Here is a 24833-nt window from a genome sequence, read left to right as displayed (position 1 = left end):
GCCGGACCCCGCCGCCAACGGACGAGGGCGCCGCGTCGAGCCGCCACCGGTTCCGGGGCCCCCGGCGAACCGAGGCCGCCGCCCTGAGCCACTACCGCCGCAGGCAGGCCCTCCATCGGCACGAATCAACCGTGCCGACGCACGGCAGGAAGCTCCGCGCAGGCCCGCCGACCCGGCCGCCGCCAACGGCCGCGGCGCCGCAGCCGGTCCCCGGCGCGCGCCGGACTCGCCGCCACGCCAGACCGGCAGTTCACCCGTGGTCCAGGACATCACGGGCGCCACACCGGCCGCCCGCCCCCCGAGCCGCCGCCCCGCCGAGCGCCCGGCGCCCGCCGCTCCTCCGGAGCCGGAGCAGGCCGAAGAGGTCACCGACGTACTTCCTCCGCTCGAGGAGCCCACGCGCGCCAAGCGCAAGGGCGTGGGATGGCCCACCAAAGACGGCAAGGACGCCAAGCCGAAGGCCGTCGGTACCGCCCAGACCCGCCTGCAGGCCTCCAAGGAGCGCCGCAACAAGCGGCTGCGGACCGCGGGAAGGGCGGGGGGTGCAGTGTGCGCAGTGCTCGCTCTGCTGGTCACCGGCGGCGGCTGGAGCTATCTGCGGTCGACCACGGACGGCTTCACCCAGGTCTCCGCTCTCGACGAGAACTCCGAAGACATCATCGATTCCAATGCCCAGCTCGGCGACGAGAATTACCTGCTCGTCGGCACCGACACACGCGCAGGGGCCAACGGCCAGCTCGGTGCGGGCACTTTGGACGACGCCGAGGGTGCCCGCGCAGACACCACCATGCTGGTCCACATCCCGAAGGACCGGAGTCGGGTCGTCGTAGTGTCCTTCCCGCGCGACCTGGACGTGACCAGGCCCCAGTGCAATGGGTGGGACAACGAAAAAGGCTCATACACCGATGAGAAGTTCCCATCCGCCATAGGCGACAAGCTCAACGCCGTCTACAACCTCGGCGGCCCGATGTGCCTCGTCTCCACGATTCAGCGCCTCACCGGCGCGTCGATCAATCACTTCATCGGTATCGACTTCGCCGGTTTCGAGTCGATGGTCAACCAGATCGATGGCGTCGAGGTCTGCGCGTCCAAGCCGCTCGTCGACGACGTGCTCGGCACCATCCTCGAGCACCCGGGCAAGCAGCGCATCGACGGCCAGACCGCGCTGAAGTATGTGCGTGCCAGGCACGTCTACGGCGAGGAGCGCAGCGACTACGACCGCATCAACCGACAGCAACGCTTCCTCGCTTCGCTGCTGCGCAGCACGCTGTCCAGCAGGGTGCTGTTCAATCCGGGCAAGCTGAACGGCTTCATCACTGCGCTTCGCGAGCACACCTGGGTCAACAAGGTCGAAACGACCGACCTACTGATGCTGGGACGTTCACTGCAGAAGATTGATGCCGGCGTGGTCACCTTCATCACCGTTCCAACCGCGGGCACCACCACTTACGGCAACGAGATCCCCCGCGAATCCGACATCAAGGCGATCTTCAAGGCGATCCGCGACGATCAGCCTCTGCCAGGCGAGAAGCCGACCGTTCAGGCGAACGCACCCGCTCCGACACCGGCCGCTCCGACACCGACCAAGTACAAGGCGGTGGATCCTTCGACTGTCTCGCTGCTGGTGTCCAACGGCTCCGGAGTCGAAGGGCTGGCGCGCACGGCGGCCACCAAACTCGGCAACCAGGGCTTCGCGATCTACAACACCGGAAACTACGCCAACGGCACCTCTACCACGACGAAGGTCCGTTACGCCCCCGGCCTGGAGGCCGAGGCCGCGACCGTGGCGACCTCGATCCCCGGCGCGACCATCGAGGCCGCGGACGATCTCGGCGGCATCGTCGAGGTCGTCATCGGAGGCGACTCGAAGTCCGGCGTCACCGTGAAGGCGCCGACGCCGGTCGGTGACGAGATCGGCAACGTCGCGACGAGCACCTCGACGGACTCGACGCCCGCCGTGCTGCCGTCGGACTTGGAACACGTCAACGCGGCCGAGGACATCTGCAAGTAGCGCGCTGTGACCACCGGGCACAGGTGCGACGCAGATCACAAATCCACACGATCCCGCCGTTTCAGGCCCGGCGACGGCATGGGCGCGCGGTCGTTGAATCGTCAACGGCAACCGGCGCGCTAATGATGCACACCGGTCATTCACTCCGCGTTCGTGACTTGGTCAGCGCGGCGAACTAGTGTCAGTTTCCATGCGTGTCATCTACAACGAGCAAATGGCCGAACTCGCCCACCTGCTGGGTGAGATGGCCGGCCTGGCCGGCTCGGCCATGGAGCGGGCGACTCAGGCCCTGCTCCAGGCGGACCTCGCGCTGGCGGAGCAGGTGATCAGCGAGTCCGACCGGATCGCGGAACTGATTCAGGACGCCGAGGAGAAGGCCTTCGCCCTGCTCGCGCTGCAGGCACCGGTCGCCGGTGATCTGCGGCAGGTGGTGAGCACGATCCAGATCGTCGCCGACGTGAACCGGATGGGCGCGCTCGCGCTGCACGTGGCCAAGGTCGCGCGCAGGCGTCATCCCAACCACGCGCTACCGGAGTCCGTCAACGGCTACTTCGCCGAGATGGGCCGCATCGCGGTGAATATGGGTGCCGGCGCGCGGGAGGTGCTGGAAACACGCGACCCGGAGCGCGCGGCGCAGCTCAACGAGGACGACGAGGCGATGGACGATCTGCACCGCCACCTCTTCACATTACTGATGGACCGGGACTGGAAATACGGCGTCGCCGCCGCCGTCGATGTCACGCTGCTCGGTCGCTACTACGAACGCTTCGCCGACCACGCGGTCGAGATCGGCCGCCGGGTCATCTTCCTGGTCACCGGCGTCCTCCCGCCGGACCCGGATGCGGAAGGGTAGCCGAAAGGCTTGCCGGTCTTGACCTTTCGCGGGCGGCGAATGATAGATTTGGCCGCACGGGGCGGGATTGCTCTGGTATAGCGTTACGCCGGAGGGGATCCGGTATGAAGGGGGGCGTTATGAACGTCGATCCAGCGGAGCTACGTGCGTTGGCCGCGTCGATGGACAAAATCGGCGGTGCGATCGGGGTTTTGACCGTACGGGCCACCACCGATGCGCTCGGCGGTGTGCTACCGGGTTCGACGCTGAGCGAGGTCTGCTCGGCGGCGGGTTCGAATATCGAGGACGCATGGCAGCGAATGGCCATGCGCTGCAAACGCGTTTCGAACATCGCGAAAGGTGGCGCCGCGAACTACGAGGTGTCCGACCAGGAGTTCCGTGACGGCCTCGACGCGATGGGCGCGCATCTGTGAGGACGACGAGCACGACACCAACCCTCAGCCAGGTGCGGTCGGAATGGCAGCCGTGGAAATTGGGCGAAGCCGGAGCCGAGATACGGACGCGCAACAGCGAATTCGTTACGCTGATCGATGAAACGGTCACGCAGATCCGGGCGGCGGGAGCGCATTGGAGCGGCGATGCCTATTACGCAGCGTACGACCGGATCGCAGGCGATCGCGACGCGGCGAACAAAGTGGCGCTGGATACCGACGACCTCGCGCAGACGTTGATCGACAGCGGCACCAGCCTGGCCGGGTTCCGGCAAGCTCTGCTGGACAAGGTCGACGAAGCCGTCGCGGCCGGATTCACCGTCTCCGAGGACTGGCAGGTCACTCCCGGCCCGGACGTCTCGGATGACGATGGCGACACCCAATACACCCACCAGACCGCCATCACGACCGCGCTGAACGAATTGCTCGGCACCCAATCGGACGTCGCGACCAAGATCGAGCAGGCCGGCGCGAACGTGCGTACCCGCAGCGACCAACTCGGGGAGGGCGACCCGCTCGACGGGACACCGCAGACGGATCCGATGCTCGCGGTGTACAGCCCGCAGTCCGACACCGGAGATACCGAACAGGACCCCACCGACCCTTCCACCACGCCTGCGGGCACGCCGCAGGCGAGCCCGATCGCCGAGGAACAGCCCACCGGCGAAGACGAGACCGACAAGTCGAAGTCGGGTGAGGACGAGACAGGCGACCAAACCGGCGACAGCGGCGACAAAACCGGCGACAAGACCGACGAGAGCGGCAAGAAGACAGACGACAGCGGCGACGGGAAAGACGAATCCAAGTCCTCCGGCTCCACCGGCCCCGCCAGCGACCCGAATTCTTGGACGCCCTCGGACGTCACGAATCTCATCACCGCCGTGGGCGGTATCACCGGAGATATGCCGACGTTGATCGAATCGGTCGGGAAGCTCGATGACGATCTCGACGACATCATCAAAGCGGGTGGCGACGCAGGAAAGAATCTGATCGACTCCGCCGGCACGGCTGCGGAGAAATTCGCGAACGCCGCCGACACGGTGATCACCAGCGTCGATCAGGCGGCCGACGGCACGGCCGCCGATTCCCCGTCCACCGGGGAGCCCGCCAAAGACAGCACATCCGCACCGGACAAAGCCTCCACCGATTCCCCGACGGGCCAACCCTCCGAAGCCGATCCGAACGCGAAAGCCACCGATCAAAAGGCGGATGACTCCGCGTCGAAGACCGACGACAGCAAGACCGGCGATCCTGATTCGGACAAAGCCGCAGAATCGAAGACGGAGCAACCGACGTCGGTCCGGCAAGCGAGTTACACCGGTACCGAACCCACCGCATCCAGTAATCCTTCCACGCCCAGCGCACCGTCGACCGCGCCCGCGAGTACCGGGTTGCTGGGAGCACACACGGCGAACCGGCAATCGGATTCGGAACACACCCGTCGGGTAGAGGCGACGCCGTCGCCGTTGTTCGAGACCCCACCTCAGAACGAGTAGCCGACCCGAACACCCGAAAGGCCCTGAGTAGCCGATGCGCTACCCAGGGCCTTTCCGTTGCCTATGCCGCGTCGATCGATGTTCGCGCGGCGGAGCGGATCAGCCGAAGCGGCCGGAGATGTAGTCCTCCGTGGCCTTCTGCGACGGATTGGAGAAGATCTTCTCGGTGTCGTCGATCTCGATCAGTTTGCCCGGCTTGCCCTGGGCTTCCAGGTTGAAGAAGCCGGTCTGGTCACTCACGCGCGCGGCCTGCTGCATGTTGTGGGTGACGATGACGATGGTGAATTCCTTCTTCAGTTCGGTGATCAGATCCTCGATCGCAAGGGTGGAGATCGGGTCGAGCGCCGAACACGGCTCGTCCATCAGCAGCACGTCGGGCGACACGGCGATGGCGCGCGCGATGCACAGACGCTGCTGCTGGCCGCCGGACAGGCCGCCGCCCGGCTTGTCCAAGCGGTCCTTGACCTCGTTCCACAGGTTGGCGCCGCGCAGCGAGCGCTCGGCGACCTCGTCGAGTTCCTTCTTGTTGCGCACGCCCTGCAGCTTCAGACCCGCGACGACGTTGTCCCTGATGGACATGGTGGGGAACGGGTTGGGCCGCTGGAAGACCATGCCGATCGTGCGGCGCACGCCCACCGGGTCGACCTGGTTGCCGTAGATGTCCTCGCCGTCCAGCATCACCGCGCCCTCGACCCTGGCGTTCGGGGTTACCTCGTGCATGCGGTTGAGCGAACGCAGCACGGTGGACTTGCCACAGCCCGAGGGACCGATGAAGGCGGTCACGCTGCGCGGCAGCACGGTCAGCGAGACATCGGACACGGCATGGAACTTGCCGTAGTAGATGTTCAGATCTTTGACGTCGATCCGCTTGGCCATTTCGGTAATCCGTTCCGCTTCTATCGGTTCCGGGTGAGCAGGCGGTTGAGGACCGCAGCCGCCAGGTACAGGAGGGCGATGATGATGATGAGGGTCAAAGCCGCGCCCCACACCCGCTCGCGTCCGGCAGCTTCGGGGTTGGCCAGCTCCTGGTAGATCAACAGCGGCAGCGACGCCATGTTGCCGTCGAAGATGTTCATGTTGATCGACTTGCTATAGCCGACGAGCACCAGCACGGGAGCGGTCTCGCCCATCACCCTGGCGATGGCGAGCAGGATGCCGCTGATCATGCCGGGCAGCGCGGTCGGCACCACGATCCGCACGATGGTCTTCCACTTCGGGATACCGAGCGCGTAGGACGCCTCGCGCAGTTCGTCGGGCACCAGTTTGAGCATTTCCTCGGTGCTCCGGACGACCACCGGCAGCATCAGCAGCACCAGCGCCAGCGACACCGCGAACGAGCTCTGCGGAAAGCCGAGCGTCGCGATCCACAGCGCGAAGATGAACAGCGCCGCGACGATCGACGGCACGCCGGCCAGGATGTCGACCATGAAGGTCGTGGTCTTGGCCAGCACGCCGCGACCGTACTCGACCAGGTACACCGCGGCCATGATGCCGAGCGGGACGGCGATCACCGTCGCGACCAACGACTGCACGATGGTGCCGTAGATCGCGTGGTAGACGCCGCCCGCGACCTGATTGGGCAGCACGCCCTTCAGCGAGTTCTGCCACCAGTCCGCCCGGACCACCGCGCTGAAGCCCTTGCTGATCACCATGATCAGGACCCAGGCCAGCGGCACGAGCGCGATGCCGAACGCCAGCCAGACCAGGCCGGTCGCGACGTTGTTGCGCACCTTGCGAGACAGGCTCACATCACGGAAAGTGGGCGGCTTGATCGGCCGGTCCAGAGTCGAGGAGGTCATCACCCGTTCACCCTTCCGCCCGCGGCGAGTCGAGCCAGCGCGTTCACGACGAAGGTCAGCGCGAACAGCACGAAGCCCGCCGCGATGTAGGCGCCGGTCGGCAGCGGGGCGCTGAACTCCGCCGCGGCCGAGGCGATCTTGGAGGCGAAGGTGTAGCCGCCGTCGAACACCGACCACTGCCCCGGCTGCGCGGCCGTCTTCAGCACGATGAGCACGGCGATCGTCTCGCCGAGCGCGCGACCGAGGCCGAGCATGGCGCCGGCGATCATGCCGCTGCGGCCGTACGGCAGCACCGTCATCCGCACGACTTCCCACTTCGTGGCGCCGAGTGCCTGTGCCGCCTCGATGTGGGCGCGCGGGGTGAGGTTGAACACCTCACGGCTGACCGATGTGATGATCGGCAGGATCATCACAGCGAGCACGACGCCCGCGGTGAAGATCGTGCCGCCGCTGGCCAGCGGGATGTTGCCGTCCGAGAAGAGGAACAGCCATCCCAGGTTGTCGTTCAGGAAGGTCTGGATCGGCTCCAACTGCGGAGCGAGCACCAGGATTCCCCACAGACCGAACACGATCGAGGGCACCGCCGCGAGCAGATCGACGATCACCGAGAACGGCCGCGCCAGCGTCTTCGGCGCGTAGTGCGTCAGAAACAGCGCGATGCCGATGCCGATCGGAACGGCTAGCACCAGTGCGAAGATCGAACTCAGCACCGTGACCATGAACAGATCCCGGATGCCGAACCGGAGGTGGTTGGCGTCCGAGGTGTTGAAGTCGGTGCTGGTGAAGAAGTTCGACTCGTTCGCCAGCACCGACGGCACCGCCCGGATGAGCAGGAACAGCGCGATCAATGCGATGGCGGCGACGATGATCGCACCCGCTGTGGTCGCCAGCGAGCGGAAGACGATCTCCGCTCGCGTGCTGTGCGGGCGGCGACTCTTCGTGCCCGGGTCGGTGCTCGGCTTGCTCGGCATGAGCGCAGTATCTCCGCCTGCTCGCAGGCCGGTCGAATCCGACTGGCCTGTGGCGGCAACCTCGTCGTGGACGGTCATGTGGGGGCTGCTATCAGGAGATGGCGTTGATGGCGGTGGTCAGCTTGGTCTTGAACTGCTCCGGGATCGGGATGTACCCGGCCTCGTCCAAGCCCTGCTGGCCGTTGGTGACCGCCGAGGTGAGGAAGGCCTTGACCGCCGTCGCCGTGTCGGCGTCGGAGTACTTCGAGCACACGATCTCGTAGGTCGGCATCACGATCGGGTACGCGCCCGCGACCGACGGCTTGTAGAACGAGGAGGTGTCGATGACCAGGTCGTTGCCCTGGCCGGAGATCTTCGCGGACTCGATCGCCTTGCCCGCCGACGCGACGCTCAGCGTGACCGGGTCCTTGCTCGCCGAGGTGATGATGCGAGCGATCGACAGGTTCTGCGCCTTCGCGAAGGACCACTCGTTGTAGGTGATCGAGTTCTTGGTGGTCTTCACCGCGGCCGAGGTGCCCTCGTTGCCCTTCGAGCCCGCGCCGACGCCGCCGTTGAAGGCCTTGCCCGCGCCCTTGCCCCAGGCGCCGTCGGAGGCGGAATCCAGGTAGAGCTGGAAGTTGTCGGTGGTGCCCGACTCGTCGCTGCGGAAGATCACCGCGATCGGCTCGGACGGCAGCTTGGCGTTCGGGTTCAGCGCCTTGATCTCCGGGGCGTCCCAGGTGGTGACGGTGCCGTTGAAGATCTTGGCGGCGGTCGGGCCGTCCAGCGCGAGATCGGTTACGCCGTCGATGTTGTAGGTGATCGCGACCGGGCCGAACACGGTCGGCAGGTTCCACGCGGGCGAGGCGCAGCGGTCGGCGGCCTTCTTCGGCTCGTCCTTCTTCGCGCTCAGCGGCGAGTCGGAGCCACCGAAATCGGTCTGGGCGCCGATGAATTCGCTCACGCCCGCGCCCGAGCCGCTGGAGGTGTAGTTGAGCGTGGCGCCGTCGCAGTTCTTCTCGTACGCGGCGATGAAGCGCTCCATCGCGTTCTTCTGCGCGGAGGAACCGCTGGCCTTGAGGGCCTTCTTGCCGCCGCAGGCGACGTCGACCTTCGCCACATTGCCCGTGTCGGTCGAGGTGTTGTCGTCGCTGCCACAGGCGGCCAGCGTCATGGCGCCGACGGCCAGCACACCAACGAGGGCGCTGCTGCGCTTGAGATTCACTATTCCTCCGGAATGGCGTCCTACTCGTCCGGTCCCTCACCGGCCCGGACGGGTGCTGTGGTGCTGTTCGCGGGGAACTTGCGCACCAGGCAGCAGTGTGCTGCCCTCACACAACCTAAGGTCACGTGGTTGACAGTTGGACCGACCTGAGTGAACGGAGAGTGAACAGCCCGGCGCGATTGCAGCCGGTGGATGTGACGTTTGCCGCAGTTTTACTCGCGCGCATCCGTTCTGCCGCCTGCTATTCAGCCTCCGCCGCGGCATAGGCCACGTCGACGTGCGCCGGAGCGAATCCGAGACGGGTATAAGTGCGCACCGCGGCGACATTGTCGGCCTCGGTGTAGAGCAACACCTCGGCCAATCCGCGGTCACGCAGGTGCCGCAATCCCGCGAGGGTGAGCAGCCGACCGAGTCCCCGGCCCTGCGCGGCCGGATCGATGCCGACCACGTAGACCTCGCCGACGGGCGGATTCTCCGCGTGATGCACCTTGGTCCAGTGGAATCCGAGCAGACGATCGGGAGCGGCCGGGTCGAACGCCAGGAACAGCCCCGCCGGATCGAACCACGACTCGCCGCGACGGACTTCGATGTCGCGCTCGGTCCACCCGCCCTGCTCGGGATGCCAAGCGAAGGCGGCGCCGTTCACCCGCAGCAATTCCGCGTCGTCGGCGGGACCGGCGTAGGTGCGCAACACGAGGTCGTCCGGAACCACAAGCTCCGGTAGCTCTGGAGTTGCCAGAGAGCGCCGCATCTGCCACAACTCACGCGCGGTCCGCAGCCCGAGCCGGGCGGCGACAGCCTTGGCCGCCGGCCGGTCGCCGTGCGCCCAGACCCGCGCCCCCGGCCCTCCCTCGGCCAACACCGCCGTGACCAGATCGGTACCCACGCCGTGCCCGCGCTGGGCCGGATCGACGGCGACCTCGGCCATCGCGGGATGTTCGCCATGCCGCGGAACGAGATTGGCGTAACCGGCGATCGCTCCGGCCCGCCAGGCGAGCAGGTGGCGCGCTGCGGTGTGGTCGCCCGACGTGAGCGACAGCACGGCCTGTTCCGAGACGGGGGCGACGCCGTCGGCCGCGGTGGCGCGCGTCAGCAGAGCGGTGATCGCCTGCGCCGTGTCCGCGTCGGGACGGTCGGTCCACTGTGTCGTCGCGCCGCTCATCGGCCTCCGTTCCTCGAGCCGGTGGACCCCGCGCGGGGTCCACTGTCGGCAACGTCGTGGCGGCGGTGAGAATTTCGGCCGGGAACGGTGCGGGCACCGCCGGAATCGGCCACCGTCCGCCGGGGATTACTGGGCGGAGCCGTTGACCGGCGTGAGCGGCGAATCGTCGGTGCCCTCGTTGTCGTCTTCCGGAAAGCTCACCGGCTCACCCTTGGCCGACGCCCGGGACGGGCGCACGGCTTTGTAACCGACATTGCGCACGGTGCCGATCAGCGACTCGTATTCAGTGCCGAGCTTGGCGCGCAACCGCCGCACGTGCACGTCCACGGTGCGGGTCCCGCCGAAGAAGTCGTAGCCCCATACCTCCTGCAGCAGTTGCGCGCGGGTGAACACGCGGCCCGCGTGCTGCGCGAGATACTTCAGCAGCTCGAATTCTTTGTAGGTGAGATCGAGCGGGCGCCCACGCAACCGCGCGGTGTAGGTGCCCTCGTCGATCACCAGCTCGCCGAGCGTGATCTTGCCGGTGTTCTCCGGGCTCGCCACACCGCCGTTGCGCCCGACCAGCAGCCGCAGCCTGGCGTCGAGCTCGGCGGGGCCGGTACCGGGCAGCAGGATGTCGTCGAGTCCCCAGTCCGCGTTCACCGCGACCAGGCCGCCTTCGGTGAGCACCGCGACTACCGGCACCGAGGATCCGGTGCTGCCGAGCAGGCGGCACAGGCCGCGGGCCGCGGCCAGGTCGGTCCTCGCGTCCACCAGCGCGACGTCCGCGCTGCCTGCCTCGAGCAGCGAAGCCACTTCGGTGGGCGCCGGGCGCACGTTGTGCGCGAGCAAGGCGAGCGAGGGCAACACCGACTCGGGGTTGGGGTCGGAGGTAAGCAGGAGCAGCTCCACGGGCCCTCCTCCCATCTCGTAGCCACGCGGATGCGGCAGCACCGCCGCGCCCGCGTCGCTAATCACAGGTAATCGGATGCAAGATTAGCGCGTAACAAGGCATGACCACGCATTCCGGGGTCCACAGTCGCACCGGTGGACACTCCGGTGCCCGGCTCGGGCCAACCGATATGGTGCCTACATGGGTTACGTATCGGGCATGCCCGCCACCGGCGGCGCGCCCGGCACGGCAGCCGAACGCGCGCCGCGCGGCTTCCGGCCGCCGCGGCCCGAGACCCGGAGAGACGGGGGAGCATGCGCAAGCTGATCATCGGCCTGCTGTGTCTGGCGGGGTTCGCCGTGGTCGTCGACTTCAGTACCGCGGCCTATTCGGAGTATCGCGTGTCCCGGGCGCTGCGCGACGGCGCCGATCTCACCGCGGATCCCGAGGTGACCATCCACGGCTTCCCCTTTCTCGGCCAGGCGTGGGACAGCCGCTACGACCACGTGGAGATCCGGGCGCGCGCGAAGCGTCTGGACATCCCCGGTGAGATCGCGCTGGAGGCCACGCTGACCGGGGTGCGGCTGCCGGTCGGCGAATTGGTCGACGGCAGTCTGCGCGGGGTTCCCGTGGAGCGGGTCGACAGCCGGTTGCGCGTGGAGCCGACCGAACTCGGCAGGCTGTTCGCCATCCCCGATCTGCAGGTGCATTCGCGTCCCGCCGACAAGTCCGACGGGACCGGCGGCTCGGGCGGTTCGGGGATGACCACCACCGGCGCGCTGGTGCTCACCGGCACCCTGCCGGAGACGCCGGGCGCGCAGTACGGCGGCGAGAAGGTCAGTGTGCAGGCCGACCTTTCGCTCGACGGCGACCAGGTGAAAATCGTGGCGACCGGCTTCTATCGCGGCCCGCCCGGCACCGAGACCATGCCTGTGGCGGTGATCACCGAGGCCGATCGGCCCGCGGTGCTCGCCCGGTTCACCCGTACCATCGACACCAAGGAGTTGCCGTTCGGTGTCCGGCCCACCAAGGTCTCCGCCCAGGGCGGTCAGATCGTCGTGGAGGGCAAGGGCGTGAACGTCACGATCGACCTAGACCGATTGCAGCGACCATGATCCAACTCACCATCCTCGCAGTGGTCCTGCTCGCCGCGCTGGCGGTGGGCGTCCTGCTGCGTCGGCGCGACGGCAAGATCCGCGCGGCCGACGGCATCGACCTGTCCGACTCCGCTCGCGCGCAACTGCTGGCGTCCGTCGGCGTGACCGGCGCCGGGCCCGCGGTCCTGCATTTCTCCGCCGACTGGTGCGGACCGTGTGACGCCGTTCGCCGGGTGGTTGCCAACGTCACAGATCAGCTCGCGGGATCGCCGCAGCCGCCGCAGGACATCGAGGTGGACATCGACGCCGAGCCCGCGCTCGCGCGCGAGCTGAACGTCCTCTCACTGCCCACCACGTTCGTCTTCGACATCGAGGGCAGGGAGCGGTTCCGCATCTCCGGCGTCCCGAAGGCCACGGATCTGCACTCCGCGCTCGAGCCACTGACCGCAGCGGCCTGAGCTGCGATGACAACTCCCCTGGACGGGTGTAATCCACCCCGGGTCCAATTTCCCCGCCGAATTGGGTAAACTGCTGACGTGCTTTCCAACCACGAGCTGATGCTCACCCGACGCCGCACAGTGGATCTGTGTCGGCTCGGTGGTTGTTGCTGCCTGTGCCGCTGATCGGTCGGCTCGTCCAGATTTCCTGACGCCGACCCTTGCCCGCCGCGCGAGTGATCTCACGATCCCCCGGCGAATTGGCAAATCTCCAGTCATCGGACTTATTCAGCGCAGGAGTACGCACAATGTCCACCGAGATCCGTAACAGTTCCGAAGCCACGCCCGTCTCCGCCGATCAGGTCGACGTGCGCGGACCGCGGTTCGCCGCCTGGGTGACCACCGGGGTCCTCGTCGTCGTCGTGCTCGCCGCCGCGGTCTCGCCGGTGGCCGCGGCGGTGCTGATCGCCCTGCAGGCGATCGTCTTCGCGGTCGGCGCCGCCCTCGGTCCGCGCCGCCACCCGTACGGCCGGATCTACGCCGCCTTCGTCGCGCCGCGCCTCGCGCCGACGAGTGAGACCGAGCCGACGGCTCCGCTGCGGTTCGCGCAGCTGCTCGGTTTCGTTTTCGCGGCCGTCAGCCTGCTGGGCTTCGCGCTCGGCTCCACAGTCGTCGGCGCGGTGTTCGCCGGCTTCGCCCTGTTCGCGGCGTTCCTGAACGCGGCGTTCGGGATCTGCTTGGGTTGCCGGATCTATCCGCTGGTAGCCCGCCTCCGCCGGAGCCCGTTACCGGCATCGAACTGACCCTGCACGTCATCTCTGAAAGGAAAACAATGGCTCGCTCCGATGTCCTGGTCTCCGTTGACTGGGCCGAAGAGAACCTCAACGCCCCCGGCGTGGTCTTCGTCGAGGTCGACGAGGACACCTCCGCCTACGACGGTGGTCACATCGAGGGTGCCGTCCGGCTCGACTGGAAGAAGGACCTGCAGGATCAGGTTCGTCGTGACTTCGTGAACCAGGAGCAGTTCTCCGACCTGCTCTCGGCGCGCGGCATCTCGAACGACGACGAGGTCATCCTGTACGGCGGCAACAACAACTGGTTCGCCGCGTACGCCTACTGGTACTTCAAGCTGTACGGCCACAACAACGTCAAGCTGCTCGACGGTGGCCGCAAGAAGTGGGAGCTCGACGGCCGTCCGCTGTCCACCGAGCCGGTGAACCGGCCCGCCACCCAGTACAAGGCGTCGGCGCCCGACCTGAGCATCCGCGCCTTCCGCGACGAGGTCATCGCGGCCATCGGCACCAAGAACCTGGTCGACGTGCGTTCGCCCGACGAGTTCACCGGCAAGATCCTGGCGCCCGCCCACCTGCCGCAGGAGCAGAGCCAGCGTCCGGGCCACATCCCCGGCGCCATCAACGTGCCGTGGAGCAAGGCCGCGAACGAGGACGGCACCTTCAAGTCCGACGCCGAGCTGACCGAGATCTACAAGGAAGCGGGCCTGGACGGCGAGAAGGAGACCATCGCGTACTGCCGGATCGGCGAGCGTTCCTCGCACACCTGGTTCGTGCTGCAGGAACTGCTGGGCCACCAGAACGTCAAGAACTACGACGGGAGCTGGACCGAGTACGGCTCCCTCGTCGGCGCTCCGATCGAGTTGGGAGAGTAATCGACATGTGTGCAGCACCTACCCAGGGTCAGGCCATCCCGGCCGGCGTCGACGTGGAGAAGGAGACGGTCATCACCGGCCGCGTCCTCAGCGCCGACGGCCAGCCGGTGGGCGGGGCGTTCGTACGCCTGCTCGACGGCAACGGTGATTTCACCGCCGAGGTCGTCGCGTCGGGTACCGGCGACTTCCGGTTCTTCGCGGCTCCCGGCTCGTGGACCGTTCGCGCGCTCTCCTCGGCGGGCAACGGCTCCGCCGAGGTCCGCCCCGAAGGCGCGGGCATCCACGCGGTCGACGTCGCGGTCGCCAAGTAAGACCGCGCACTCGTCGAACGGCCCCGGTCGCTTTCCGCTCCGCGGAAGCACCGGGGCCGTTTGCGTGCCGCCACAAGGGGGTCGTTAGACTCGGAACGTGGTCCTCTTCTTCGAGATTCTGCTGGTGGCCGTGGCCGTTTTGATCGGCTGGTTCGGCCTCTACGTCTTCTACCGGCTGTTCACCGAATCATGAGCGAACTCGCGAGCGAAGGTTCCAACCCGGCCGAGCGAGCGAGTGAACAACTGAACGGCAACGCTCCGGTCGATGCCGCCGGTCGCCGCAGCGGTGACCAGGCCGTGGCAGAAGCTGCCGAACGGGCGAAATCGACCGGCGCCCGGAACATCCCGGTGCTACCGGATCTCCCGCTGCCCGAGGACACCGCAAACCTGCGCCTCGGTCCGGATCTGAGCGCCTCCATGCTCGCGCTGCTCCCGCTGGTGGGCGTGTGGCGCGGTGAGGGCGAGGGCAACGATCCCGAGCGCGGGGACTACCGGTTCGGTCAGCAGATCGTCGTCTCACACGACGGCGGTGACTACCTCGCCTGGGAATCCCGGTCCTGGATCATCGAGGCCGACGGCGACTACGGCGGCCCCGACCTGCGCGAGAGCGGCTTCTGGCGAGTCGGCATCGACGGCAACGACGAGGTCATCGAACTGCTGCTGTCGCACAGCAGCGGCATCGTGGAGCTGTTCTACGGGCAAGCGCTGACCCAGTCGTCCTGGGAACTGGCCACCGACGTGGTGATCCGCAGCCAGTCCGGCGTCGTCGTGGGCGGCGCCAAGCGCCTCTACGGCATCGTCGAGGGCGGCGACCTGGCCTACGTCGAGGAACGGGTGGTGGCCGACGGCCCCCTCGAACCCCGCCTCTCGGCCCGCCTCCAGCGCTACATCGGCTGATCCCCTCTCCGGACCGTGCAGGTCAAGGTGACGCGGCAGCTGCGTCCAGGCCGTCTGTGCTGTGCTGCTCAGCCCGGAACATTCGCGCTGATTTCCCCATGTGCCAACGAGCTCAGATGATTGCGCTGACCAACGCAACGCTGGGATGCCGACCGACCTCGCACCTACAGCCAAAAGCGACAATTGATCTCGCAAGTACATGGGTAACTCGTCGGGCACGCCCAAAACGCACCTACGCCCTGACGCAGGACCTGTGACCAACCTGCGCCGCACCCAACTGGTACGGCCTGAAGACCCGGAGAGGCGGAACAGAACAGCCCCCGAGCCATACCGGTACGAGTTTCCTCGCACGGGTCCGGTCGGACCGACCGGGGCTCGGGGGCCGGGTGACTGCCTGGAATTCGCTCAGCGCTCGCGCGGGCGAAATCCACCTGCAGCGGTGGCGCTAGCGGACAGCCACCTCACGTGTCCTATGAATATCCATTCTTCGAACCACCTCCTTCCTCGTGTACGAACGAATCTAGCGATGCGTCAGCAGCTCGGCAACGGAATTTCTCGGTCGGCGGAATCCACGGCGCCGAGGGGTGCCGCAGGCGCTGCGAAATCCAGTCCGACCTGGCCTGATGCTGTGATCCGCAGCACCACGTCGGCCCGCTGGTCGTCCGGCAGTTGATGGGTGACGACGACCACGGTGCGGTCGGATTCGACGAGGCCGCTGTCGATGTCCAGCAAGTCGCGCAGCAGCTTCGCCCCCGCCTCGGCTTCCAGGTGTTCTGTCGGTTCGTCCAGCAGCAATACCCGCGCCGGGGACACCAGCGCCCGCGCGAGCAGGATCCGCCGGCGCTGGCCTCCCGAAACGGCTGCCGCTCCCCCGACCAGGTCGGTGTGCACGCCCTTCGGAAGCCTGTCCAGCCAGTCTCCGAGGCCGACGGTCCGCAACGCTTGCTCGGCTGTTTCGGCGGTCAGATCGCCACGCGCGACGCGCAGGTTCTCCAGCACGGAGGTACCGAACAGGTGCGCGTCCTCGGCGAAGAAGGTGACGCCGGGGCGAGGCGTGCCGAACAACCCCGCCCACTTCATCAGTAGGGTCGTCTTGCCCGCGCCGCTGGGGCCGACCACTGCGATCCGTCGTGCTCGGGGCAGTTCTGGCACCGCCGCGTCGGTCGAACGGGCCGAGTCCGCGGCGCTTCTCCGCGGTGCCCGGGAGTCCTCCGCCGTGCTGGTGGGGGTGCCGGGTGCGAAGTCGTCCAGGCGATGCAGAGCCGCACGGGCGGTCGTCAAGGTCTGCGCCGCCGCGGGCAGCGGGCCGACCGCTTCGAAAGCCGAGAGCGGCAAGAGGACGAGCACGACGAGCGCCATAGGTGTCATCGCGCCCGCCGTGCCCCCATCCGGGCCGTAAAGGGTGATGCCGATCAGGAGGGCGCCGAACACGGCGGCGCCGATCGAGAGCGGCGTGGCGGCGGCCGACCAGGCGCTGCGCGCGGCCGCGTGGTCCTCGGCGGCGACCGCCCGGCGCGACGCCGCTCCGGCGGCGGCCAGCGCGGCGTCCAGGCGACCGGCGACGCGCAGTTCGGCGGCGTGGTCTAGGACGGTCATGGCCTGCGCGGTGAACTCCGCACGGTCGGCGCGGACGGCGCGTTCCGCATCGGACGCCGCCTTGGCCGACAACCACGGCGCGACGACACCCGACAGCGCCAGCGCCCCCGCCAGGATGGCAGCCGCCGGGAGCGAGATCGTGGCCAGGAGTGCGACGGCCGCGACCGAGAGGACGAGGGCGACCGCGATCGGCACGAACACGCGGACCACCACGGCGCCCAAGTCATCGATGTCGCTGCCGATGCGGACCAGGAGATCACCGCGGCGCGGCGGCTTCGTGCCCGGCTTGTCGTCCGCGCCCCGCGAGATCTCGGGTCGGCGCAGCCAGAAATCCGAGCGCGCCAGTGTGCGGTAGACCGTGGTTCGCGCGGTGGTCATGGCGCGCAACGCGACGTCGTGCGTGGCAAGACGCTCCAGGTACCGGCACAGGCCCCGGGAGATGCCGAGCGCGCGCACCGCGACGACGGCGATGCTCAGGTCGAGCACCGGCGGCATCTGCCAGGCTCGTGCGATCAGCCAGGCCGCCAGCGCCGCGAGCCCGAGCCCGCTGCCCAAGGCCAGCACGCCCCACCCGATCGCCACCGCGACTCGCGTGCGGGACAATTCGAGCAGCGCCCACATCCGGCGCAGATCGCCGAACACCGTGGCGCCGGTGCCGTGCGAAACGTCCCGCGTCATCGCAACCGCTCCTCTTGCGTGGGCCCCGCGTCGATTCGCCGGCGCGGACGAGCCCGATATGGCCACGGTGAATCGAGGCTGTGCGCCGACTTGCGCGCCCTCCCGCGCATACGACTCAGCAACGCATGGCCTCCCCCGTGACGCCCACCCGCGGAAGATGACCGGAGTGAGCCTAGACCTGCGGGGCGAAACCTCGCGAGGCACCGGCACGACGTCCAGCGGACGGAATCCGCACGAAGCGTCGGCTCTCGGCTCATCGCAACACTCCCGCCGGCTCGGCGCGTACCTGGACGACCTGGTCGGCGGCGGCCAGTACGGTCGGGCGGTGGCCGATGACGACGACCGTCGCGCCCGCGCGGGCTCGCACTTGGAGGGCCGCCAGCACGGTGGCTTCGGCGGCGGCGTCGAGGTGTGCGGTCGGCTCGTCGAGCAGCAGGACAGGACGATCGGTGGCCAGTACCCGGGTCAGCGCGAGGCGCTGGCGCTGGCCGAGCGACAGTCCGATGCCGCCGGGGCCGACCACGGTGTCCCAGCGGCCGGGTAGATCATCGAGTACGGCATCGAAACCCGTGGCCAGACAGGCGGCTTCGAGATCGTCGAGCACGCGCGCCGGGCCGCGGGCGACGTGGCCGACCGTTCGCGCGCCGAGCAGTTCGAGGTTGTCCCGCAGCGTGCCGGGCACCAGCACCGGCCGCTGCGGCAGCCAGGCCACCCGCGCCCACCATCGGTCCGGGTCCAGGTCACGGACGTCTACGCCGTCGACGGTCACGGCGCCCCGGTCGGGCGTGAGCAAGCCCAGGATCGCCTGTATGACGGTCGATTTGCCGCTTCCGTTGGGACCGGCGAGCACGGTGAGGGACCCGGGCCGCAAGATCGACGACAAACCAGCGGGGGCGAACCCGTCCCGCGCCTGGATCGAGAGATCGCGCAGTTCGATCACACCGGGGTCTGCCGAGTTGCCCGGACGAACCGTCCCCCTGGTTTCCTTCGGCACGATGCGACGATCGCTCGGATCAACGCCCGGCGGCGTCTCCATGCCCTCGACACCGACGCCGGGCCGCCACCCGAACGACTCGCCGTCCGTCGCCACCGCGCCCTCGACACCGACGCTAGGCCGCCACCCGAACGACTCATCGTCAGGGGCCGTCGCCGCCCCCTCCACGTCGTTGTCCAGCCGCCGCTCGAAGAAGTCGACGCCCCTATTCGTCGCCGCACCCTCCACGCGGTCGCCGGACCCCCGCTCGATCGACTCGTCATGCGGGCCCATCGCCGTGCCGGTCTCGCCACCGACGCGCTCGGCCGGCGTGTGCTCGAGAATCGCGAAGGCCTTGTCGGCCGCCGCCATGCCGTCCTGGGCGGCGTGGAATCGTTCGCCCACCATGCGCAGCGGCAGGTACACCTCGGGGGCGAGTATCAGCGCCACCAAGCCCGCGTAGAGACTCATCTCGCCGAACACCAGCCGCAGGCCGATGGAGACCGCGATCAGGGCCACGCTCAGGGTCGCGAGCAGCTCCAGCACCATCGAGGACAGGAACGCCATGCGCAGCGCGCGCATCGTGCGCTGCCGTAAGGCGTCACCGAGATCGCGGACGCGGTGCTGCATGGTGCGCGGGTGCCCGGCCTGGCCCCGCCCTACCCACGCAGCCGGTTCCGCGTCGCCGGTCTCGCGGCCGAGCGCTCGCAACGTCGGCATGCCCGCGAACAGGTCGAGCAACTGGTCGGACAACCGCGTCGTGGCGGCGAGCGTGGCTTCGGCCCGCCCCTGGGTCAGCAGTCCGATGAGGACCATGAAGATCGGGATGAGCGGCAAGGTGATTACCGCGATCACCCCGGACGTCGGATCGTGTGCGGCGATGACCGCGAGCACGACCGGCGGCACCAGCACCGCCAGCAGCAGCGCGGGCAGGTAGCCGACGAGATAGCCGCGCAGCCCGGACAGCCCCGAGCCGACGACCACCGCCAACTCCGTCCGGCGTGTGTCGAGTTCGCGCGGCGACAGCCGTGCGCCTGCCGCGAGCACCGCTCCCTCCAGCTCCGCCACCACGCTCGCGCCCGCCCGATGCGCCAGCCGGGACTGCGACCAGGTGGCGAGCACCCGCACCGCGACGACGAGCGCGAGCACGATCAGTTCGCCCGTCCACGCGCCGAGCGTGCGCGCGTCCGGATCGGTGACCACACCGGCCAGCACCCGTCCGATCAGCAGCGCGGCCGCCACGATCGCTCCGGTGACGGCCAATGACAGCGCCACGGTCAGCGCGAGGTAGGTGCGCGCGGAGCGGGCGTACCGCCACAGGCGCGGATCGATCGGCGGGCGGGCCATGGCGTCAATCCTGCACGGGCCGCAAGGGCAGGCCGACCGGGGGCGGGATCTGCTCGACGGTGATCCGCTGGCGGAACACCCAGTACGTCCAGCCCTGGTACACCAGCACGACCGGCGTGACGAGCAGCGCCGCCCAGCTCATCACCTTCAGTGTGTACGGCGTCGAGGACGCGTTGTGGATCGTCAGGTCGAACGCCGCGTCGATGGTCGAGGGAAGCACATTCGGGAACAGCGACCCGAACAGCAGCGCGGTCGCCGCCGCGACCGTCACCGTGGTGCCGGTGAACGCCCACCCGTCACGTTGCGCGAGATCGGCGGTCACCGCGACGACCAGGCCGAGTACCGCCAGGCCCAACAGGATCCACGTCCAGCCCGCACCGTAGGACAGCTGGGTCCACAATCCGAATCCGCCGACCACGACCACCGTCGGGGCCGACAGCAGCCGGGCGGCGCGCCGTGCGTCGTCGCGGACCTCGCCCGCGGTCTTGAGCACCAGGAACATCGCTCCGTGCAGCGCGAACAGCAGCCCGGTCGCCAGCGCGCCGAGCAGGGCGTAGGGCCCGAACAGATCCGCCACCGAGCCCGCGAACTGCTTCTTCTCGTTCAGCGGAACGCCGTGCACCACATTGGCGAACACCCATCCCCAGGCCAGCGCAGGAACCCAGGAACCGATGCCGATGCCGATGTCGCAGCGGGCCCGCCAGCGCGGGTCGTCGATCTTGCCTCGGTATTCGATGGCGCAGATCCGCAGGATCAGCGCGACGAGCACCAGCAGCAACGCCAGATAGAAGCCGGAGAACAGGCTGGCGTACCACTCCGGGAACGCGGCGAACATCGCCGCGCCCGCCGTGATCAGCCACACCTCGTTGGCGTCCCACACCGGCCCGATCGTGTTGAGCACCGCGCGCCTGCGGCGGTCGGACCCCTTGCCGAGGACCGGCATGAGCATGCCGACGCCGAAATCGAAGCCCTCCAGCACGAAGTAGCCGGTGAACAGCACGCCGATCAGGACGAACCAGAACTCTTGCAAACTCATCGCCGGCTCCTAGTAGGCGAACGAAAGTTGTTCGACGGCAGTTTCTTCGGCACGGGCGCCGCCCGAAGACGCGTCCGTGTCCTTCGGCTCCGTCGCGGCGCGCACGGCCGGGTCGGGTCCGTGGATCACATACCGGCGCATCAGGTAGAACCACACGATCGCGAGCGCGCCGTACAGCAGCGTGAAGGTGATCAGCGAGAAGAGCACGACGCCGGGCGAGTGGTTCGACACGCCTTCCTGCACGGTGAGGCGCAGGTTCGGATCGCCGGTGGGATTGGGCGCGACCACCCAGGGCTGGCGGCCCATCTCGGTGAACACCCATCCGGTGCTGTTGGCCAGAAAGGGCGTCGGGATGGCCAGCAGACTCAGCCAGGAGAACCAGCGCTGGTCGGGTACCCGCCCGCGACGGGTGAGCCACAGCCCGGCGAGCGCGAGCAGCGCCGAGCCCGCCGACAAGCCGATCATGGCGCGGAACGACCAGTAGGTGACGAACAGGTTGGGCCGGTAGTCGCCGACGCCGAACTTCTCGTTGTAGGCCTTCTGCAGGTCGACGACGCCGTCCAGCGTCACGCCGGTGAACTCGCCCTTCGCCAGCCACGGCAGCACGTACGGCACTTCGAGTACGTGCGTCACGCTGTCACAATTGTTGTGCGTACCGACGGTGAGCACGGAGAAGTCGGGGTCGGGTGCGGTGTGGCACAAGGATTCCGCCGAAGCCATCTTCATCGGCTGCTGCTCGAACATCAGCTTGCCTTGCACGTCACCGGTGTAGACCAGCGCGGCCATGGACACGATCACCACCGCGATGCCCGCCCGTGCCGCGGGCCGCCACATCGCCCGCGCCTCGGCCATTTTCGCCGGGTCGCCGCTGCGCGCGTTACGCACCATCCACCAGCCCGCGATGCCGGTGACGAACGTGCCCGCTGTGAGGAAGGACCCGGCCACGACGTGCGGGAAGGCCGCCAGCAATGTGTTGTTGGTGAGCACCTCCACGATGCTCGCCAGTTCCGCTCGGCCGGTTTCCGGGTTATAGCGGGCGCCGACCGGATGCTGCATGAACGAGTTGGCCGCGACGATGAAGTACGCCGAAGCGTTCACGCCGATCGCGACCATCCAGATCGCGCCGAGATGCAGCAGTTTCGGCAATCGGGTCCAGCCGAAGATCCACAGGCCGAGGAAGGTCGACTCCATGAAGAAGGCGATCAGGCCTTCCAGCGCCAGCGGTGCGCCGAAGACGTCGCCGACGAACCGGGAGTACTCGCTCCAGTTCATGCCGAACTGGAACTCCTGCACGATGCCGGTCGCGACGCCGAGCGCGAAGTTGATCAGGAACAGCTTGCCGAAGAATTTGGTCAGCCGCAGCCAGTGCTGCTTGCCGGTGACGACCCACGCCGTCTGCATGGCGGCCACCAGCGGCGCGAGACCGATGGTCAGGGGCACCAGGAGGAAGTGATAGACGGTCGTGATGCCGAACTGCCATCGGGAGATGTCCAAGGCGTTCAAGCCGGCCTCCTGCGTGTCTACGACGTGTCGTAGTAAGCCTACGTCGGAGGCGATTCCGGACAATGAGTCCTAGACCACGCACCAGGGCTGATTCCGCCCGTTTCGGCCCGTTTCCCGTGCTCATCGCCGCCCCGCGCCCGTCCGGGTAGGACGGAGATCACGGAGCGACGCTGATCACCACCAGGCGCAGGCCGTCACCAGTCGCCGATGGCTCCCGCCCGCTCGATGCCGCGATCGACCAGCCCGATGATCTCTTCGGCGTTGTCCGGAGCGGACATCCGCAGCCCGTCGAGCGAATTGACCCGCGCCGCAAGGGAGATGCTCGAGAGCATCCAGATGCTGTCGCAGGTGAGCAGGTCGGCGGTGAACAGCGAGTCGTAGCGGCATTGCCAGCCCGCCTTCTCGGCTTCGGCGAACAGCGCGCGCTGGGTGACGCCGGGCAGCACGCCGTTCTTCGCGGGCGGGGTGATCAACTGCTTGTCGCGGGCGATCACCACGGAGGAGCGCGGGCCCTCCAGCACTCGGTTCTCGGTGCTGGTGAAGATCACGTCGTCCGCGCCCATTCGCGCGGCGAATCGCAGGGCGGCCATGTTGGTGGCGTAGGACAACGTCTTGGCTCCGAGCAACTGCCACGGCGCGGCCTGCGCGAGGTCGATCGAGATGCCGCGCGACAAGGTCACCACGGCGACGCCTTCGGTGCGGGCCTTCGCCACGCGCTCGGGCACCGGCGCCACGAGCACGAAGGCGGTCGGCACCGGCACGGCGGCTGCGAGGTCGCCGGTCTTGACCTTGTCGGGGGTGCCGGCCAGCTCGGAGTCGCGGCCGCGAGTCAGCACCAGCCGCATCACGCCTTCGCGTTCGCTACCCCACTCCTTGGCGGCGGTCTCCACCGCCTCACGCCATTTGCCCAGTTCCGGCTCGGGCAGATCGAGCGCCTGTGCGGAGCGACGCAGTCTGCCTAGATGAAATTCGACCGCGCACGCGACTCCCGCGCGCACGAGCACCGTTTCGAAAACACCATCGCCACGCAATACGCCGATATCGTCCGCGAACAGCAACGGCGCGTCCGCATCTCGGACCGCGCCATCGAGAGTTACCAGAACTCGATCCACCATGCGACGAGCGTAGGCGGTGTGAGCGGACAATGCCTATGTCACGGCCGCTTTTGCCAGACCTTTTGTGGAGCCGCACCACAGCGCCCGCCGTAATGCTCGGACAATGCCGATCGGCTATGCCGGACTCCGGCCCCGTAGCCCGGTTCGCGCACCGCTGGACGACGCCGCCTAAAGTGGGAGGGGTGTCCGTGGTCGTTGCGCCCAGCCCCCTGCTCAGTGTGTCGGGAGCCGTCGCGGGAGCGGCGGGTTCGCCCGATGCCGCCGTCGCCTGGCATTACGGCGATCCGTTCGGTGAACAGCGCGCCGCGGCGCAGCGCGCCGCGATCGTCGACCGTTCGCACCGATTCGTCCTGCGCATCACCGGCGCGGAGCGGTTGACCTGGTTGCACACGATCTCCAGTCAGCATGTCGCCGCCTTGGGCGACGGGCAGTCCGCCGAGAATCTCGATCTCGATCTGAACGGCAGGGTCCAGCACCATTTCGTGCTCACCGAACTGGACGGCACCGTCTGGATCGATACGGAGGCCGAGCGCGGACCCGACCTGCTCGCGTTCCTGCAAAGGATGGTGTTCTGGGCCGACGCCAAGCCGGTCGAAGCCGCCGACCACGCCGTGCTGAGCCTGCTCGGACCGGAGGTCGCCGGGCTGACCGAGACGCTCGGCATCGCCGCCCTTCCCGGTGTCTACGAGGCGACACCGCTGCCCGGCGGCGGTTTCCTGCGCCGAATGCCGTGGCCGACGGCCGACGCCTTCGACCTGGTCATCCCGCGCGACCGGTTGACCGACTTGTGGACCGGGCTCACCGCGGCCGGCGCCACCCCGGCGGGGATGTGGGCGTTCGAGGCGCTGCGCGTCGCCGCCGTTCGCCCGCGGATCGGGCTGGACACCGACGAGCGGACCATCCCCCACGAGGCCCGCTGGATCGGCGGCGTGGCCGAACATGGAGCGGTCCACCTGGACAAGGGCTGCTATCGCGGCCAGGAGACCGTGGCCCGAGTGCACAACCTCGGTAAGCCGCCGCGGCACTTGCTGCTGCTGCACCTGGACGGCTCGGCGGACGAGCGCCCGGCCACCGGCGACGACGTCACCGCGGGTGGCCGCGCGGTCGGCAGGCTCGGCACGGTCATCGATCACTACGAGTTCGGCCCGATCGCCCTCGCCTTGGTCAAGCGCACGGTTCCGGCGGACACCGCGCTGGTCGCGGGGCCGGTCGCGGCGTCCATCGACCCCGATTCGGTCCCCACCGACGACGAGCCGCAGGCGGGCCGCCTCGCGGTCGACCGGCTGCGCGGGCGCTGATCCGTTGGCGAAACACCGGTCGGCGTGGGGCTTCTCCCCGCCGACAGCCCCACCCCTGCTCAGTGCCGAGCTCCCCATCCG

The 24833-nt window shown here is 68.3% G+C and carries 22 protein-coding genes; 11 read left to right on the top strand and 11 right to left on the bottom strand.

From position 1 onward, the window contains the following. The first annotated feature begins 256 nt into the window (after nt 1-256). The 4 genes from ABZ552_RS07665 to ABZ552_RS07650 all read left to right on the top strand — a co-directional run bounded on the left by ABZ552_RS07665 (nt 257) and on the right by ABZ552_RS07650 (nt 4791). Complete coding sequence (locus ABZ552_RS07665) at nt 257-2011, top strand: LCP family protein (protein ID WP_357436071.1); 1755 nt, start codon at nt 257-259, stop codon at nt 2009-2011. A gap of 190 nt (nt 2012-2201) precedes the next feature. Further along, the gene (gene phoU, locus ABZ552_RS07660; RefSeq protein WP_067795247.1) at nt 2202-2864 is read left to right on the top strand and encodes a phosphate signaling complex protein PhoU; all 663 of its coding nucleotides are present in this window, start codon (nt 2202-2204) and stop codon (nt 2862-2864) included. A gap of 119 nt (nt 2865-2983) precedes the next feature. Then, entirely contained in the window at nt 2984-3277 is a 294-nt protein-coding gene (locus ABZ552_RS07655; RefSeq protein ID WP_281877231.1) for a hypothetical protein, read from the top strand. A gap of 32 nt (nt 3278-3309) precedes the next feature. Beyond that, a complete protein-coding gene (locus tag ABZ552_RS07650; RefSeq protein ID WP_357436069.1) occupies nt 3310-4791 on the top strand; it encodes a hypothetical protein in 1482 nt (493 codons plus the stop codon). A gap of 99 nt (nt 4792-4890) precedes the next feature. On the opposite strand, the gene pstB is transcribed toward ABZ552_RS07650, so the two are convergent. From pstB to ABZ552_RS07620, 6 genes are all read right to left on the bottom strand, one after another. Continuing rightward, nucleotides 4891-5667 carry a phosphate ABC transporter ATP-binding protein PstB gene (pstB, locus tag ABZ552_RS07645; protein WP_063023261.1) on the bottom strand — a complete coding sequence of 259 codons (777 nt, stop codon included), beginning with the start codon at nt 5665-5667 and terminating at the stop codon, nt 4891-4893. A gap of 20 nt (nt 5668-5687) precedes the next feature. Then, nucleotides 5688-6590 carry a phosphate ABC transporter permease PstA gene (pstA, locus tag ABZ552_RS07640; protein ID WP_281877225.1) on the bottom strand — a complete coding sequence of 301 codons (903 nt, stop codon included), beginning with the start codon at nt 6588-6590 and terminating at the stop codon, nt 5688-5690. Further along, nucleotides 6590-7561, bottom strand: coding sequence for a phosphate ABC transporter permease subunit PstC (gene pstC / locus ABZ552_RS07635; protein WP_281877224.1), 972 nt, complete (start codon nt 7559-7561; stop codon nt 6590-6592). The genes pstA and pstC overlap by 1 nt, the downstream gene beginning before the upstream one ends. Nucleotides 7562-7652: 91 nt before the next feature. Beyond that, the gene (gene pstS, locus ABZ552_RS07630; protein WP_281877222.1) at nt 7653-8765 is read right to left on the bottom strand and encodes a phosphate ABC transporter substrate-binding protein PstS; all 1113 of its coding nucleotides are present in this window, start codon (nt 8763-8765) and stop codon (nt 7653-7655) included. A 241-nt stretch (nt 8766-9006) separates the two neighbouring features. Further along, nucleotides 9007-9927, bottom strand: a complete 921-nt coding sequence (gene mshD / locus ABZ552_RS07625; protein WP_357436065.1) for a mycothiol synthase — start codon at nt 9925-9927, stop codon at nt 9007-9009. Between the two features lie 126 nt (nt 9928-10053). Next, nucleotides 10054-10818: a response regulator transcription factor gene (locus ABZ552_RS07620; protein ID WP_281877219.1), complete on the bottom strand. Its 765-nt coding sequence runs from the start codon at nt 10816-10818 to the stop codon at nt 10054-10056. 294 nt (nt 10819-11112) lie between these two features. On the opposite strand from ABZ552_RS07620, the gene ABZ552_RS07615 reads away from it, so the two are divergent. The 6 genes from ABZ552_RS07615 to ABZ552_RS07590 all read left to right on the top strand — a co-directional run bounded on the left by ABZ552_RS07615 (nt 11113) and on the right by ABZ552_RS07590 (nt 15206). Beyond that, nucleotides 11113-11913, top strand: a complete 801-nt coding sequence (locus ABZ552_RS07615; protein WP_281877218.1) for an LmeA family phospholipid-binding protein — start codon at nt 11113-11115, stop codon at nt 11911-11913. Then, nucleotides 11910-12353, top strand: a complete 444-nt coding sequence (locus tag ABZ552_RS07610) for a thioredoxin family protein (protein ID WP_281917153.1) — start codon at nt 11910-11912, stop codon at nt 12351-12353. The genes ABZ552_RS07615 and ABZ552_RS07610 overlap by 4 nt, the downstream gene beginning before the upstream one ends. 287 nt (nt 12354-12640) lie before the next feature. After that, nucleotides 12641-13135, top strand: coding sequence for a DUF4395 domain-containing protein (locus ABZ552_RS07605; protein WP_281877215.1), 495 nt, complete (start codon nt 12641-12643; stop codon nt 13133-13135). A gap of 29 nt (nt 13136-13164) precedes the next feature. Beyond that, on the top strand, nt 13165-13998 hold the full coding sequence (locus tag ABZ552_RS07600) for a sulfurtransferase (RefSeq protein ID WP_159842241.1): 834 nt from the start codon (nt 13165-13167) through the stop codon (nt 13996-13998). A 5-nt stretch (nt 13999-14003) separates the two neighbouring features. Further along, a complete protein-coding gene (locus ABZ552_RS07595) occupies nt 14004-14309 on the top strand; it encodes a DUF1416 domain-containing protein (RefSeq protein WP_159842239.1) in 306 nt (101 codons plus the stop codon). A gap of 189 nt (nt 14310-14498) precedes the next feature. Then, nucleotides 14499-15206, top strand: a complete 708-nt coding sequence (locus ABZ552_RS07590; RefSeq protein ID WP_281877214.1) for an FABP family protein — start codon at nt 14499-14501, stop codon at nt 15204-15206. A 531-nt stretch (nt 15207-15737) separates the two neighbouring features. Here the strand turns inward: ABZ552_RS07590 and cydC are convergent. The 5 genes from cydC to ABZ552_RS07565 form a co-directional block, all read right to left on the bottom strand. Further along, on the bottom strand, nt 15738-17423 hold the full coding sequence (gene cydC, locus ABZ552_RS07585; protein WP_357436351.1) for a thiol reductant ABC exporter subunit CydC: 1686 nt from the start codon (nt 17421-17423) through the stop codon (nt 15738-15740). A 310-nt stretch (nt 17424-17733) separates the two neighbouring features. Further along, nucleotides 17734-19800 (bottom strand): ATP-binding cassette domain-containing protein, encoded by a 2067-nt coding sequence (locus tag ABZ552_RS07580; RefSeq protein ID WP_357436061.1) that lies wholly within the window; start codon nt 19798-19800, stop codon nt 17734-17736. A 4-nt stretch (nt 19801-19804) separates the two neighbouring features. Then, complete coding sequence (gene cydB, locus ABZ552_RS07575; RefSeq protein WP_357436059.1) at nt 19805-20836, bottom strand: cytochrome d ubiquinol oxidase subunit II; 1032 nt, start codon at nt 20834-20836, stop codon at nt 19805-19807. 9 nt (nt 20837-20845) lie between these two features. Then, nucleotides 20846-22339: a cytochrome ubiquinol oxidase subunit I gene (locus ABZ552_RS07570; RefSeq protein WP_357436057.1), complete on the bottom strand. Its 1494-nt coding sequence runs from the start codon at nt 22337-22339 to the stop codon at nt 20846-20848. 194 nt (nt 22340-22533) lie between these two features. Beyond that, entirely contained in the window at nt 22534-23454 is a 921-nt protein-coding gene (locus tag ABZ552_RS07565) for an aminodeoxychorismate lyase (RefSeq protein WP_281877207.1), read from the bottom strand. Nucleotides 23455-23636: 182 nt separating this feature from the next. Between ABZ552_RS07565 and ABZ552_RS07560 the strand changes: the two genes are divergently transcribed. After that, entirely contained in the window at nt 23637-24752 is a 1116-nt protein-coding gene (locus ABZ552_RS07560) for a folate-binding protein (protein WP_281917149.1), read from the top strand. Nucleotides 24753-24833: the final 81 nt, after the last annotated feature.

This window comes from Nocardia sp. NPDC019219 (assembly GCF_040632645.1).
GTDB classification, from domain to species: Bacteria; Actinomycetota; Actinomycetes; order Mycobacteriales; family Mycobacteriaceae; genus Nocardia; species Nocardia sputorum.
Note: the sequence above shows the minus strand (reverse complement) of the source record. Positions and strands in the feature narration are given on the sequence as shown.

Bases quoted from the DNA above. Each gene is read 5' to 3' on its own strand.
- phoU (WP_067795247.1), top strand. From the start codon at position 2,202: ATGCGTGTCATCTACAACGAGCAAATGGCCGAACTCGCCCACCTGCTG.
- ABZ552_RS07655 (WP_281877231.1), top strand. From the start codon at position 2,984: ATGAACGTCGATCCAGCGGAGCTACGTGCGTTGGCCGCGTCGATGGAC.
- pstB (WP_063023261.1), bottom strand. From the start codon at position 5,667: ATGGCCAAGCGGATCGACGTCAAAGATCTGAACATCTACTACGGCAAG.
- pstA (WP_281877225.1), bottom strand. From the start codon at position 6,590: ATGACCTCCTCGACTCTGGACCGGCCGATCAAGCCGCCCACTTTCCGT.
- pstC (WP_281877224.1), bottom strand. From the start codon at position 7,561: ATGCCGAGCAAGCCGAGCACCGACCCGGGCACGAAGAGTCGCCGCCCG.
- mshD (WP_357436065.1), bottom strand. From the start codon at position 9,927: ATGAGCGGCGCGACGACACAGTGGACCGACCGTCCCGACGCGGACACG.
- ABZ552_RS07615 (WP_281877218.1), top strand. From the start codon at position 11,113: ATGCGCAAGCTGATCATCGGCCTGCTGTGTCTGGCGGGGTTCGCCGTG.
- ABZ552_RS07610 (WP_281917153.1), top strand. From the start codon at position 11,910: ATGATCCAACTCACCATCCTCGCAGTGGTCCTGCTCGCCGCGCTGGCG.
- ABZ552_RS07605 (WP_281877215.1), top strand. From the start codon at position 12,641: ATGTCCACCGAGATCCGTAACAGTTCCGAAGCCACGCCCGTCTCCGCC.
- ABZ552_RS07600 (WP_159842241.1), top strand. From the start codon at position 13,165: ATGGCTCGCTCCGATGTCCTGGTCTCCGTTGACTGGGCCGAAGAGAAC.
- ABZ552_RS07595 (WP_159842239.1), top strand. From the start codon at position 14,004: ATGTGTGCAGCACCTACCCAGGGTCAGGCCATCCCGGCCGGCGTCGAC.
- ABZ552_RS07590 (WP_281877214.1), top strand. From the start codon at position 14,499: ATGAGCGAACTCGCGAGCGAAGGTTCCAACCCGGCCGAGCGAGCGAGT.
- cydC (WP_357436351.1), bottom strand. From the start codon at position 17,423: ATGTGGGCGCTGCTCGAATTGTCCCGCACGCGAGTCGCGGTGGCGATC.
- ABZ552_RS07580 (WP_357436061.1), bottom strand. From the start codon at position 19,800: ATGGCCCGCCCGCCGATCGATCCGCGCCTGTGGCGGTACGCCCGCTCC.
- cydB (WP_357436059.1), bottom strand. From the start codon at position 20,836: ATGAGTTTGCAAGAGTTCTGGTTCGTCCTGATCGGCGTGCTGTTCACC.
- ABZ552_RS07565 (WP_281877207.1), bottom strand. From the start codon at position 23,454: ATGGTGGATCGAGTTCTGGTAACTCTCGATGGCGCGGTCCGAGATGCG.